Genomic DNA, 13,651 nt, shown 5'->3' on the forward strand with positions numbered 1-13,651 from the left:
CCGCCGCCGGCCCCACCTCGGGCCGGCGGCGGGTCGGCGGCGCGGGCGCGGGACCGGTCAGAAGGTCGGCACGTCGCGGCGCCGGAAGCCGGCCAGCCCGGCGGCGCCCACCACCACGGCGACCAGCGTCAGCACCACGAAGGGGGTGGCCGTGGCGTGCCCGCCCGGTAGGTGCGGGACGTGGGTGAACGGCGAGAGGTCCAGCACCCACTGCGAGAGCTGGAGGGCGGCACCGACCAGCAGCACGAGCAGGCACGCCGCGACGGCACCCCAGGCGACCGGGGCGAACCTCGGCAGCAGGCCGAAGAGCCCGACCGCCACCGCGGCCAGCACCCAGACCGCGGGCACCTGAGCGAGCACACCGCCCAGCACCGCGGCGACCTCGCCACCCAAGTCACCGGACGCCAGTCCGTGCACCAGACCGGCGACCGCGCCGCTCACCGCCAGGGCCAGGACCGGCCCCAGGAAGGCGAACACCAGGTGGCTCGCCAGCCAGCGCAGCCGGCTCACGCCGGTGCTCAGCACCAGCTCCGCCGACCCGGCCCCCTCCTCGTCGCGGAGCCGCAGCAGGGCCTGCACGGCGTAGGCCGCGGCGATCAGTCCCAGGATGCCGGTGACCCCGGCGAGGTAGCTGTCGACCGCCCCCGCGGCGCCACCCAGCCGGGTGAAGACATCGGCCAGCTCGGGACTGTCCCCGACCAGGTCGGCGACGCTCTGCGCGACGGCGCCGAAGACGAGCCCGAGCAGCGCGAAGCCGGTCACCCAGCCGATCAGCATGCCGCGGTGCAACCGCCAGGCCAGCGCCAGCGGGGAACGCAGCCCGGGGGCAGCGACCGCCGGGCCGGGGCGGTCGGGCAGCACACCGGCGCCGACGTCGCGGTGCGCGGCCAGGAACACGGCGACCCCGACGAGCAGAGCGCTGAGCCCGGCGGCGGGGATGATCGGCCACCACACGTCCGCGCCGTACGGGAACATGTGCTGGACCCAGCCGATCGGGGAGAGCCAGGAGAGCCAGCCGGTCGCGCCGTTCCCCAGGTCGCTGACGTCGCCGGCCAGGCGCAGCACGTACGCGATTCCCAGCGCGACCAGCGCGAGCGAGCGCGCCGACCGCGCGCCCCCGGCCAGCTGGGCGCAGACCGCGGCGACGGCGGCGAACATGCCGCCGGCCAGCGCGAATTCCAGCGCCATCAGCACCGAGCCGGTGACCGGCAGCCCCTGGGAGATCATCACCGGTGCCTGGATCAGGGCCAGCACCGCGTTGGCGCCGAAGGCCACGATCAGCGCGGCGAAGAGCCCGGCGTGCCGCGAGACCGCGGCGGCCCCGATCAGCTCGGTGCGTCCGGCCTCCTCATCCGTACGGGTGTGCCGGACGACCGTGAGCACGCTGAACAGCGCGACCAGCACCGGGATGAAGCCGCCCCGCCAGGCGACCAGCTCGCCGAGGCCGGTGCCGTGCAGCGGACCGTAGAGCGCGACGAAACCGGCGTTGCCCGCGCTGACCCGGGCGTAGGCGATGCGGCCGGCGTCGGTCGGGAACAACGCCTCGAAGGACGAGACGTAGAGCGCCGGGATGAGCGTCAGCGGCACCACCCAGAGCGGCAGCAGCACCCGGTCGCGGCGCAGGATCAGCCGGATGAGCTGGCCGGTGCCGGTCATCGCGCCGGCTCCCGGTACTGCCGGAGGAACAGCTCCTCCAGGGTGGGCGGCTGGCTGACCAGGCTGCGCACACCCACCCCGACCAGCTTGCGCAGCGCCGGGTCGAGCGCGTCGGCGTCCACGTCGAAGTGCACCCGGCCCGCCTCGGTGCGCAGGCCGTGCACGCCCGGCAGGGTGGCCAGCCCGTCGACCGGCCCGATCAGCTCCGCCTCGATCGAGGTACGGGTCAGGTGGCGCAGGTCGGCCAGCGTGCCCGTCTCCACGGTGCGGCCCTCGCGGATGATGGTGATCCGGTCGCAGAGCGCCTCGACCTCGGACAGGATGTGGCTGGACAGCAGCACGGTCCGGTCGTTGCGGCGCTCGTCGCGGATGACGTCGCGGAACACCTCCTCCATCAACGGGTCCAGCCCCGAGGTCGGCTCGTCCAGGATGAGCAGCTCCACATCGGAGGCCAGCGCGGCGACCAGGGCGACCTTCTGCCGGTTGCCCTTGGAGTAGGTGCGGCCCTTCTTGCGCGGGTCCAGCTCGAAACGCTCCAGCAGCTCGTCGCGGCGCCGCGGGTCGAGCCCGCCGCGCAGCCGGCCCAGCAGGTCGATGACCTCGCCACCGGACAGGTTGGGCCAGAGCGTGACGTCGCCCGGCACGTACGCGAGCCGCTTGTGCAGTGCGGTCGCGTCGGCCCACGGATCGCCGCCCAGCAGGGAGGCGCTGCCGGCGTCGGCGCGCATGAGGCCCAGCAGGATGCGGATGGTGGTGGTCTTGCCGGCGCCGTTGGGCCCGAGGAAGCCGTGCACCTCGCCGGTCCGCACGTGCAGGTACAGGCCGCTCAGGGCCCGGGTGCGCCCGAAGCTCTTGGTGAGCCCGGCGACGCTGATCGCCTCGGTCATGTCATGACTCCTCAGGGACGATGAGCCGGTCCAGGGCCGCGTACGCCTCGTCGGCCCGGTCGGCATCGAGCAGCGGTTGCGTGAAGATCTCGACGGAGGCCCGGAGCATGCGGGCGTGGTGGGCGGGCTCGTCGAGATCGACGCCGAGCACCCGGGAGAGCTGTTCCCGCATGAGGAACATGCCCATCTTCATCGCGACGAGCACGGCGGCGTACGCGCGCGGATCCTTGCTCTTGATCGGCTGGTCGGCCAGCCACAGCTCCCCGGCCTCCACCATCCGTTCGAACATGACCTCGGCCGCGGGTGATCCGTCCATCATGGAGCGCACGAGATAGCGCTGCAGCAGCATCGACTCGGGGTGCACCGAACCGACGAAGGCGGCATCGCCGAAGGCGCCCCGCGCCAGCAGTTGTGCGCGCAGGGTGGCCATCCGCTCGGTCGCGAAGTCGTCGCAGGCGTCGCGCAGGCCCTCCTTGGACCCGAAGTGGTGCCGCAGCAGGCCCGAGGACACGGAGGCGGCCTGGGCGATGTCGCGGATCGTGGCCGGACCGATGCCCTTCTCGGCGAAGAGGCGGATGGCCGCGTCCCGGATGCGGGCTCGCGCCGTCAGATCACTACTCACGTGTGTAGGTTATTACACACGCGTGTAGTCGCCTAGAGCGGCGGCGCAAGATCTTTCCAGCGTTCAGACTTGCCGGAAGTCGATGCCCAGCAGGCTCGCCGCTGCCTTGTAGTCCGCGGCCCGGTGGTCCAGCGACAGTGACCAGTGGTGGCCCACCCCGGACGCGCTCCAGTCGTCCACCCATTCGCCCGGGTCGCGGCCGAAGTCGACCCGGCTGGTCGTGTTGCCGATCGCCAGCAGCGGACCCGGCACTACGGTCCCCTCGGCGGCGATGAACGACAGCGACCCGTCCCGGTCCTGCCCCAGACCCAGCAACGTGACCGGGCCGGGCCGTACGTCGAACTCGACGCTGACGCCCCAGCCGCGCTTGCCGTGGTAGACGCCCAGCCCGCGCAGCAGCGGGTCGCTGGCGCTGACCGCCAGGTGCGCCGGGCCGTCGTGGCCCATCTCCACCACGTTGTCCTCGAAGTTCAGCGCCTGCAGCTCGCAGAAGGAGCCGCCGGCCCCGACCGCCTGGGTGGCCAGCTGGGCCACGGTCGTGCGCAGCTCGTACTCGCCGGTCGTCGGGATGCCGCGGGCGGTGAGCAGCGACGCGCCCAGGATCATGCCGGCACCGAGCCGTTCGTGCTGCTCGCCGTCGAGGCCGCGGTGGTAGTAGGCGATGCTGTCCAGCTCGAAGTCGTCGACGAGGCGGTCCAGCGCCACGGAGACGGTCGCGCCCCAGGCGAAGTCCTCCTCCCGGACCGTGTCGTCCAGGGTGAAGATCTCCCGGGCCAGGTCCATCCGCTGCCTGGTCTCGGCCTCGGTGACCTTCTCGACGCGCTGCCGCAGGTCGTCGAACTCCAGCACCTCGACGTGCGAGCCGAAGGTCACCGGCAGCAGCGTCAGGTCGGTCGAGACGTCGAGCATGCCGGGGTAGAGGTGACCCATCAGGCCGTGCCGGGCGTGCCGCAGCGCCGCCCGGACGTGCGCGGCCCGGATCCACTGGCCGATCCGCCGCCAGGCCGACTCCTGCCGCAGCCAGCCGGAGACCGACCGGAACGGGATCCCGGCACGGCGGAACGTGTTGCCCATCTCCGGCACCGGACACTGCCCGCAGTAGGCCAGCCAGGCGCCGGTGTCGAAGGACGCGTGGTCCATCTTCTCGGTCGGCTGCAGGTCGATCACCAGCACCGGGGTGTTGGCGCGCTGGGCGATCGGCAAGACCATCGAGGCAGTGAGGTACGTCGTCAGGAACAGCACGATCAGGTCGCAGTCAGCGCGGCGCAGCTTCTCCGCGGCCGCCGCCCCCTCCTGGGCGTCCGAGATGAACCCGACGTCGACGACCTCGGTCTCCATCTCCTGGAACCGCTGCGAGACATAACGGGCCGATTCCTGCAGCTGCGGCAACAGCCCCGGGAACTGCGGCCAGTACGTCCCCAGCCCGCCCGCCACCAGGCCGATCCTGGTCTGCCGTTGAGTCACGATGCCTCCAGAAGGATGACGTGCAGGCGGCGCGGGCCGTGCACGCCCTCGACGCGGTTGAGTTCGATGTCGCTGGTCGCCGACGGGCCGCTGATCCAGGTCAGCGGGCGGTGCGGGTCGAGCCGGGTCAGCGCCTCCGGCACCGACGCGACCACCTGGTCCGCGCGTACCACGCAGATGTGCAGGTCCGGCAGCAGGGAGATGATCCGGCGGCCCTGGTCGGGCGAGCCGTCGAGCACGATGGTCCCGGTCTCCGCGACGGCGACCGTGGCCGCGGTCAGCACTCCCCCGGCGACCGCCAGCGTGTCGGCGCTCAGCCCGTCGTCGCGCAGCGCCTCGACACCGTCCGGCAGCCACGCGGGATCGATGCCGGGCGGCACGATCAGTGGCGCGGGGGCGAGGGCGGCCACGGTCCCGGCGATCGAGACACCGCAGTGCACGACCGCCTTGTAGTCCTCGAGCCGGTGCACCAGCAGGTCGAGATCGGCCACCTGGTCGCCGCGGCGGTAGTCGCGTGGGATCGCGGCCGGCGGCGCGGTGTCGCCGAGCGCGGCCCGGATCCGGCCCAGCATCAGCTCGCGGCTGCTCATCGCTTGGCCCACCAGTCGCGGAAGGTCTCCGGCGGCGGGTCCGGCAGGTCCCGGCTGGCGGTCCAGCCGTTGAACGGCGGCGGCAACCGCCGGCCGGCGAGTTTGCTGAGCTTGGCGGCATGCTGCGCGGCCGCGTAGAGCTTCGGGTGGTCCATCGTGTACGCCGCCGACGCCATCACCGCCTTCTCGGCCCGTGGATGGGGCACCTCGTTGCGCAGGTGCACCAGGATCGAGGGGATGTCGATCTTCACCGGGCAGGCGTCGAAACAGGCACCGCAGAGCGACGACGCGTACGGCAGTGAAGCGTTGTCCTCGACCCCGGTGAGCTGCGGCGACAGCACCGCCCCGATCGGCCCGGGATAGACCGACCCGTACGCGTGCCCGCCGGTCCGCTCGTACACCGGGCACACGTTGAGGCACGCCGAGCAACGGATGCAGTGCAGCGCCTGGCGGCCCACCTCGTCGGCCAGCACCGCGCTGCGCCCGTTGTCCAGCAGCACCAGGTGGAAGTTCTGCGGCCCGTCGCCGGGCGTCACCCCGGTCCACATCGACGTGTACGGGTTCATCCGCTCCCCGGTCGACGCCCGCGGCAGCAGTTGCAGGAACACCTCGAGGTCCTGCCACGTCGGCACGAGCTTCTCGATGCCCATGACCGTGATCAGGGTTTCCGGCAGGGTCAGGCACATCCGGCCGTTGCCCTCGGACTCCAGCACCGCCAGCGTCCCGGTCTCCGCGATGGCGAAGTTGGCCCCGGACACCGCGACCTTGGTGCTGAGGAAGGTCTCGCGCAGGTAGCGCCGCGCGGCCCCGGCCAGGATCACCGGTTCGTCGGTCAGCGCCGGGTCGACCCCGGGCATCTCGCGCAGGAAGATCTCGCGGATCTCGGCGCGGTTGCGGTGGATCGCCGGCACCAGGATGTGGCTGGGCTTGTCGTGCCCGAGCTGGACGATGAGCTCGGCCAGGTCGGTCTCCACCGGCTCGATGCCGGCCGCCTCCAGCGCCTCGTTGAGGCCGATCTCCTGGGTGGCCATCGATTTGACCTTGATGACCCGGTCGTGGCCGGTGGCCCGTACCAGCTCCGTGACGATCTGGTTGGCCTCGTTCGCGTCGGCCGCCCAGTGCACGACGCCGCCGGCCGCGGTGACCTTCTCCTCCAGCTGGAGCAGCAGCTCGGGCAGCCGCGCCATGGTGTCGGTCTTGAGCGCCGAGCCGGCCGTACGCAGCTCCTGCCAGTCGGGCAGCTCGCCGATGACCGCGCCGGACTTCGCCCGGATCGTCGTGGTGGCGTGGCCCAGGTTGCGGCGCAGCTGCGCGTTGCCCAGCGCCTTGCGGGCGGCGGCCGGGAACGGCTCGTCGCCACGCAGGTTTCCCACTCCGCGCGGCGCGGGCGTGGGCATACCCAGGAAAGTGGTCATGGGGCCTCCGTCGCGGCGAGGATCTCGGCGAGGTGCACGGTCCGGACGCCCGCGTCGAGCCGGGACAGGCCGCCGCCGATGTGCATCAGGCAGGACGAGTCGCCGGCCGTGCAGACCTCCGCGCCGGTGTCGAGCACGTGGCGCATCTTGTCGGCCAGCATCGCGGTCGACGTGTCGGCGTTCTTCAGGGCGAAGGTGCCGCCGAACCCGCAGCACTGGTCGGCCGCGGGCAGCTCGATAAGTTCCAGCCCGCGGACGTGGCGCAGCAGCCGCTGCGGCTTGTCGCCGACCCGGATCATCCGCAGCGAGTGGCAGGTCGGGTGGTACGTGACCCGGTGTGGGTAGTACGCCCCGACGTCCTCCACCCCGAGCACGTCCACCAGCAGCTCGGACAGCTCGTACGTCCGGCCGGCGACGTCCTCGGCCCGCGCGGCCAGCCCTTCGTCGCCCGCCGCCCGGGCCACCATGGCGTGCTGGTGCCGCACCGACCCGACACACGATCCGGAGGGCGCCACCACCACGTCGTACGGCGCGAACGTGCGCACGTGCCGGCGGACCAGCGGCAGTGCGTCCTTCTGGTAGCCGGTGTTGATGTGCATCTGGCCGCAGCAGGTCTGCCCCGCGGGGAAGACCACCTCGTGGCCCAGCCGCTCCAGCAACTGCACGGTCGCCTTGGCCGCGGCCGGGAACATGGTGTCGGCCAGGCAGGTCACGAACAAGGCGATGCGCATGTCAGGCCTCCAGCCGGCGCTCGACCGCTTGCCACGCGGCTGCGTCGCCGCGCGGTTCGTAGCGCACGATCTGCTGAGTCTCCCGCAGCAGGGCCCGTAGTGCCGAGAGATCACCGCTGATCGTTCCGGCCGCCCGCGCCTGCACGAGCACGTTGCCGAATGCGGTCGCCTCGACCGGGCCGGCCAGCACGGGCAGCCCGCAGGCGTCGGCCGTGAGCTGGCAGAGCAGCTCGTTGCGGGCGCCACCGCCGACGATGTGCACCGCGTCGACGTGCCGCCCGGACAGCTCCTGGGCCTGGCGCACCGCACGACGGTGGGCGAGCGCCAGGCTGTCCAGGATGCACCGCACTGTTTCCGCCGGCCCCGACAGCGAGCGCCCACCGGCCCGGCTCAGGCGGCCGACCATGTCCCCCGGCGGCAGGAACACGGGATCGTCCAGGTCGACGACAACCCGGAAGGCGGGCACGGCGGCCGCCTCGCGCAGCAGCACCGGCAGGTCCGGCGCACCCCACTCGCGCAGGCACTCCTGCAACGGCCAGAGCCCCATCACGTTGCGCAGATAGCGCACAGTGCCGTCGACGCCGCCCTCGTTGGTGAAGTTGGCCAGCCGGGACGCCTCGGTCAGCACCGGCGCGTCCAGCTCGACGCCGACCAGCGACCACGTCCCGCAGGAGATGTACGCGAAATTGTCACCGGCGGCCGGGACGCCCACCACGGCCGAGGCGGTGTCGTGCGAGCCGACCGCGATGACGTCCGGAGTGCCCAGGCCGAGCTCGGGCCGCACCGGTCCGATCACCGTGCCGGGCGCGCGCAGCGGCGGGAAGAGAGTGGGCCGGATCCCGAGCGCGGACATCAGTTCTCCGGCCCACCCCCCTGAGCCTAGATCGAGAAGCTGGGTGGTGGAAGCGTTGGTGAATTCCGCTCCCGTTTCACCGGTCAGCCAGTAGGCCAGCAGGTCCGGGATCATGAGCAGCTGCCGGGCCGCGTCCAGCTGCGGGGTGCCGGCCGCGGCCACCAGCTGGTAGATCGTGTTGAACGGCAGCTTCTGCAGGCCGGTCAGCGCGTACAGCTTGTCCTCGCCGACGACCGCGGCGACCTTGGCGGCCGCGCCCTCGGTGCGGGTGTCCCGGTAGTGCACCGGGTTGCCGAGCAGGGTCCCGGTCGCGTCGAGCAGCCCGTAGTCCACCGCCCACGAGTCGATGCCGATGCCGTCGACCGGCCCGGCGAGGCGCAGACCCTCCAGGACCCCGCGGTACAGCGCGAGGATGTCCCAGTACAGCGTCCCGCCGGCGCGCACCGGCTCGTTGGCGAAACGGTTGACGGCGTCCAGCGACAGCGACCCTGGACCGACCCGGCCGACCATGACGCGCCCGCTGGACGCGCCCAGGTCGACCGCCGCGAAGGTGTTCACCGCAGGAAGGCCGCCGCCACCCCGGCGTCGACCGGGATGTGCAGGCCGGTCGTGTGCGACAGCTCCCCGCCGGTCAGCACGAACACCGCGTTGGCCACGTGCTCCGGGAGCACCTCGCGCTTGAGCAGCGTGCGCTGGGCGTAGTAGGCGCCGAGCTCGGATTCCGGTACGCCGTACACGGCGGCCCGCTGGGCGCCCCAGCCACCGGCGAAGATGCCGGAGCCGCGGACCACGCCGTCGGGGTTGATGCCGTTGACCCGGATGCCGTGCCCGCCCAGCTCGGCCGCGAGCAGCCGGACCTGGTGGGCCTGGTCGGCCTTGGCCGCGCCGTACGCGACGTTGTTCGGGCCCGCGAACAGCGAGTTCTTGCTGGAGATGTAGACGATGTCGCCGCCCAGCCCCTGCCCGATCATGACGCCGGCGGCGGCCTTGGCGACCAGGAACGAGCCCTTGGCCATGACGTCGTGCTGCAGGTCCCAGTCGGCCTCGGTGGTCTCCAGCAGCGGCTTGGAGATGGACAGCCCGGCGTTGTTGACCACCAGGTCCACCCCGCCGAAGGCCAGCACCGCGTCCCGCAGCGCGGTGCCGATCTGCGCCTCGGAGGTCACGTCGGCGGCCACCGCCACCGCGACGTCCGGGCCGCCGATCTCGGCCGCCACCGCGGTCGCGGCCTCGAAGTCCCGGTCCGCCACGACCACGCAGGCGCCCTCGGCGGCGAGCCGCAGCGCGATCGCCTTGCCGATGCCCGAGCCGCCACCGGTGACGAACGCGATCCGGGTGGCCAGCGGCTTGGGCCGGGGCATCCGCCGGAGCTTGGCCTCCTCGAGGGCCCAGTACTCGATCCGGAACTTCTCCGACTCGTCGATCGGCGCGTAGGTCGAGACCGACTCGGCACCGTGCATCACGTTGATCGCGTTGACGTAGAACTCGCCGGCCACCCGCGCGGTCTGCTTGTTGGCACCGAAGCTGAACATGCCGACGCCGGGGATCAGCACGATCGCCGGGTCCGCGCCGCGCATGGCCGGGCTGTCCGGGCCGGCGTGCCGCTCGTAGTAGCCGCGGTAGTCCTCGCGGTAGGCGGCGTGCAGCTCCTTGAGCCGGGCCTCGACCTCCTCCAGCGGGGCGTCCGGCGCCGTGTCGAGCACCAGCGGCTTGACCTTGGTACGCAGGAAGTGGTCCGGACAGGAGGTGCCCAGCGCGGCCAGCTCGGGCATCCGCTCGCGGCGTACGAAGTCGAGCACGACCTCGCTGTCGGTGTAGTGGCCCACCTGCGGACGATCCGTGGAGGCGAGACCGCGCACGATCGGGAACAGGGCGGCCGCGCGCTCACGGCGTACCGCATCGGGCAGGGGCTCGTGGACCAGCGGGCCGAACGGCGCCTCGCGGCCGTGCGCGGCGATCCACGCCGCGGCGGTGTTGATGATCTCCAGCGAGTTGGCCTCGCACTCGGCGCTGGTGGCGCCCCACGCGGTGATCCCGTGCCCGCCGAGCACGACGCCGATGGCCTGCGGATTGGCCCGCTGCACGGCGGCGATGTCGAGGCCGAGCTGGAAACCGGGCCGGCGCCACGGCACCCACAGCACCCGGTCGCCGAAGATCTCCTTGGTCAGTGCCGGGCCGTCGGCCGCGGTCGCCAGCGCGATGCCGGCGTCCGGGTGCAGGTGATCGACGTGCGGCGCGTCCACCAGGCCGTGCATGGCCGTGTCGATCGACGGGGCAGCGCCACCGCGGCCGTGCAGGCAGTAGTCGAAGGCGGCCACCATCTCGTCCTCGCGGTCGACGCCGGGGAAGACGCCGGCCAGCGCCCGGAGCCGGTCCACCCGCAGCACCGCGAGGCCGGACTCCTGCAGCGTGCCGAGGTCGCCGCCCGACCCCTTGACCCAGACCAGCTCGGTCAGCGCCGCGGTGACGGGGTCGATCTCCGTCCCCTTGGCCGAGGTGTTGCCGCCGGCGTAGTTGGTGTTGCGCGGGTCGGCGCCCAGGCGGTTGCTGCGGGCCAGGAGGTCGCTGACTGCGGGGTTCGACATGAGCATCCTTCGCAGGCGGGGCCATGAAACGTTTCACAGATTGCCAGCAGGTTACGGCCCGGGCGCAGCCGCGGTCAATACTTCGCGCCGGATCCGCCGCCTGATGAATCGTTGTCAGTAAGCGCGGGAACGGACGACGGTGGAGGCCCGCGCGACCAGCTCCGGGACGAACAACGGCTGCTGGTGCACGTGCTCGGGATTGGTCGCCTCGTCCAGCACCAGCTGCGCCGCGGCCCGGCCCAGCTCCTGGCGCGGCTGGCGCACCGAGGTGAGCGGCACCGCAGCCGCGGCGGCGAACTCGATGTCGTCGAAGCCCACGATGGCCAGCTCCTCCGGCACCTGCAGGCCCGCGCCGATGCTCTGCTGCAACAGGCCGAGCGCGAGCAGGTCGTTGGCGCAGAACGCGGCGGTCGGCCGGCGTCGGGCCGGGATGCCGGCGAGCCGCTCACCGGCCGAGCGGCCCTCGGCGACGGTCAGCCCGGCCGTCGGCAGATAGGTCAGGTCCTCCGGCGGCAGGCCCAGCTCGGCCCAGATCTGCCGGGCCCCCTCGACGCGCTCGCGGACCTGGCCGATCGACTCCGGCCCGCCGACCACCGCGACCCGGGTGTGCCCCTGCTCGGCCAGATGCTCGACCGCGATCCGGCCGCCCAGCACGTCATCGACGGCGACAGAGCAGAAGAGACCACCCGCACCGACCCGGTCGACGATGACCACCGGGATGCCGCGCCGGCTGATCTCGGCCAGGTGCGGCGCGTCCGGATTGACCGGGGTGATCAGGATGCCCTGCACCCGCTGCTGCATGAGGCGGTCGAGGTGGACCTCCTCGCGCTCGGCCCGGCCGTTGCTGTTGCAGATGAACAGCGAGAGGTCGGCGTCCTCGGCGGCGAGCTCGATGCCCTGCGCGACATCGTGGAAGAAGGGGTTGCTGCCGTCCAGCATCACGTACGCCAGGGTGCGGCTGGTGCCGGCCCGCAGCTGCCGGGCCGACTCGTTGCGCACGAAGCCCAGCTCCGCCATCGCCCGCTCGACCCGCTCCCGGGTGCTGGGGCTGACCACCTCGGGGCGGTTCATCACGTTCGAGACCGTGCCCAGGGAGACCCCGGCCGAGCGGGCGACGTCCTTGACGGACGGTGTCCTGCCGTTGACCACGGATCCCCCTTTGAAACGTTGAAGCGACATCGTACGGGATAACTCGTACCACCCGGCTTCTCGTTTCGAGAAGGTTTCACCAGGTGCTTGACACGTGTGATCGGGGCCACCTACGTTCGTCACACGCCGTATGAAACATTTCAAACATCCCCTGCGGAGGTGGCCCGTGGCGGCAACGCCCGACGAGTCGCGGCCCGGCCCGGCATTGCTCGAAGTGCGCGAGGTGACCAAGTCCTTCGGCGCCGTCGCGGCCGTGCAGGGCGTCAGCTTCCCCCTGTACGCGGGCGAGGCGCACGCCCTGGTCGGCGAGAACGGCGCGGGCAAGTCCACCATCGTCAAGATGCTCGCCGGCGTGCACCGGCCGGACACCGGCGCGCTGGCCGTCAACGGCACGGAGGTCGAGTTCGCCGGGCCCGGTGACGCCAAGGCGGCCGGCATCGCGGTGATCTACCAGGAGCCGACGCTCTTCCCCGACCTGTCCGTGGCCGAGAACATCGCGATGGGCAACCAGCCGCTCACCCGCTTGCGGCAGATCGACCGCCGGGCGATGCACGACAACGCGGCCCGGCTCTTCACCCGCCTCGGCGTGCACATCGACCCGGACCGCCCGGCGCGCGGGCTCTCCATCGCCGACCAGCAGCTCGTCGAGATCGCCAAGGCGCTCTCCAGCGAGGCCCGAGTCCTGATCATGGATGAGCCGACCGCCGCGCTCAGCGGGGTCGAGGTCGACCGGCTCTTCGCGGTCACCCGGGCGCTGCGCGACGAGGGCGCCGCGATCATGTTCATCTCGCACCGCTTCGAGGAGATCACCGCGCTCTGCCAGCGGGTCACGATCATGCGGGACGGCAAGCACGTGTGCACCGAGCTGGTCGCCGACCTCAGCGTCGACGACATGATCCGGCGGATGGTCGGACGCGACCTGAGCACGCTGTTCCCCAAGCAGGACACCGAGATCGGCGAGACCGTGCTCGAAGTGGACGGACTCGGCCGCGAAGGGGTCTTCCGGGACATCAGCTTCACGGTCCGGGCCGGCGAGATCGTCGCGCTGGCCGGGCTGGTCGGTGCGGGCCGTTCCGAGGTCATGCAGGCGGTGTTCGGCGTCGACCGGTACGACACCGGGTCGGTCCGCTTCCTCGGCAAGCCGCTCAAGGCGGGTTCGCCCCGCGCGGCCATGGCCGCCGGCATGGCCCTGGTCCCCGAGGACCGCCGCCAGCAGGGGCTGATCATGGACCTGTCGGTCGAGCGCAACGTGACCCTGCCGCGCAGCCGGGCGCTGGCCAGGCTCGGTCTGCTCTTCGGCACGGCCGAACGCCGCGAGGCGACGAGCTGGACGAGTCAGCTGCAGACCAAGCTGGGCCGGCTGTCCGACCCGGTGGGCACGCTGTCCGGCGGCAACCAGCAGAAGGTGGTGCTGGCCAAATGGCTGGCCACCGACCCGAGGCTGCTGATCGTCGACGAGCCCACCCGCGGCATCGACGTCGGCACCAAGGCCGAGGTGCACCGGCTGATGTCGTCGCTGGCGGCCCGCGGGCTCGCCGTCGTCATGGTCTCGTCCGAGCTGCCCGAGGTGCTGGGCATGGCCGACCGGATCATCGTCCTGCGCGAGGGGCACGTGGCGGCCCAGCTCACCCGCGCCGAAGCCACCGAGGAGAACGTCATGTACGCGGCAATGGGCCAGCAGGTGACGGCATGACCGCCT

At 72.2% G+C, this 13,651-nt stretch carries 11 protein-coding genes; 1 reads left to right on the forward strand and 10 read right to left on the reverse strand.

What is annotated here, in order from left to right; translation table 11 throughout:
• Window positions 1–57: 57 nt before the first annotated feature.
• The 10 genes from ACWEOZ_RS16025 to ACWEOZ_RS16070 form a co-directional block, all read right to left on the reverse strand.
• Window positions 58–1,656 carry an ABC transporter permease gene (locus ACWEOZ_RS16025; RefSeq protein ID WP_451911433.1) on the reverse strand — a complete coding sequence of 533 codons (1,599 nt, stop codon included), beginning with the start codon at window positions 1,654–1,656 and terminating at the stop codon, window positions 58–60.
• On the reverse strand, window positions 1,653–2,543 hold the full coding sequence (locus ACWEOZ_RS16030) for an ABC transporter ATP-binding protein (RefSeq protein WP_451911434.1): 891 nt from the start codon (window positions 2,541–2,543) through the stop codon (window positions 1,653–1,655). The genes ACWEOZ_RS16025 and ACWEOZ_RS16030 overlap by 4 nt, the downstream gene beginning before the upstream one ends.
• A gap of 1 nt (window position 2,544) precedes the next feature.
• Window positions 2,545–3,165, reverse strand: a complete 621-nt coding sequence (locus ACWEOZ_RS16035; RefSeq protein WP_451911435.1) for a TetR/AcrR family transcriptional regulator — start codon at window positions 3,163–3,165, stop codon at window positions 2,545–2,547.
• 63 nt (window positions 3,166–3,228) lie between these two features.
• Window positions 3,229–4,629 carry an arabinose isomerase gene (locus ACWEOZ_RS16040; RefSeq protein WP_451911436.1) on the reverse strand — a complete coding sequence of 467 codons (1,401 nt, stop codon included), beginning with the start codon at window positions 4,627–4,629 and terminating at the stop codon, window positions 3,229–3,231.
• A complete protein-coding gene (locus tag ACWEOZ_RS16045; protein WP_451911437.1) occupies window positions 4,626–5,219 on the reverse strand; it encodes a LutC/YkgG family protein in 594 nt (197 codons plus the stop codon). The genes ACWEOZ_RS16040 and ACWEOZ_RS16045 overlap by 4 nt, the downstream gene beginning before the upstream one ends.
• The gene (locus ACWEOZ_RS16050; protein ID WP_451911438.1) at window positions 5,216–6,634 is read right to left on the reverse strand and encodes a lactate utilization protein B; all 1,419 of its coding nucleotides are present in this window, start codon (window positions 6,632–6,634) and stop codon (window positions 5,216–5,218) included. The genes ACWEOZ_RS16045 and ACWEOZ_RS16050 overlap by 4 nt, the downstream gene beginning before the upstream one ends.
• Window positions 6,631–7,365: a (Fe-S)-binding protein gene (locus tag ACWEOZ_RS16055; protein WP_451911439.1), complete on the reverse strand. Its 735-nt coding sequence runs from the start codon at window positions 7,363–7,365 to the stop codon at window positions 6,631–6,633. Before ACWEOZ_RS16055 ends, ACWEOZ_RS16050 begins: the two co-directional genes overlap by 4 nt.
• Window position 7,366: 1 nt before the next feature.
• On the reverse strand, window positions 7,367–8,776 hold the full coding sequence (locus ACWEOZ_RS16060; RefSeq protein WP_451911440.1) for a rhamnulokinase: 1,410 nt from the start codon (window positions 8,774–8,776) through the stop codon (window positions 7,367–7,369).
• On the reverse strand, window positions 8,773–10,803 hold the full coding sequence (locus ACWEOZ_RS16065) for a bifunctional aldolase/short-chain dehydrogenase (RefSeq protein WP_451911441.1): 2,031 nt from the start codon (window positions 10,801–10,803) through the stop codon (window positions 8,773–8,775). The genes ACWEOZ_RS16060 and ACWEOZ_RS16065 overlap by 4 nt, the downstream gene beginning before the upstream one ends.
• A 114-nt stretch (window positions 10,804–10,917) precedes the next feature.
• Complete coding sequence (locus ACWEOZ_RS16070) at window positions 10,918–11,952, reverse strand: LacI family DNA-binding transcriptional regulator (RefSeq protein ID WP_451911442.1); 1,035 nt, start codon at window positions 11,950–11,952, stop codon at window positions 10,918–10,920.
• A gap of 166 nt (window positions 11,953–12,118) precedes the next feature.
• Here ACWEOZ_RS16070 and ACWEOZ_RS16075 point away from each other — a divergent pair, with 166 nt between their 5' ends.
• Window positions 12,119–13,645 (forward strand): sugar ABC transporter ATP-binding protein, encoded by a 1,527-nt coding sequence (locus ACWEOZ_RS16075; protein ID WP_451911443.1) that lies wholly within the window; start codon window positions 12,119–12,121, stop codon window positions 13,643–13,645.
• Window positions 13,646–13,651 lie beyond the last annotated feature (6 nt).

The sequence above is a fragment of the Actinoplanes sp. NPDC004185 genome, from assembly GCF_053603475.1.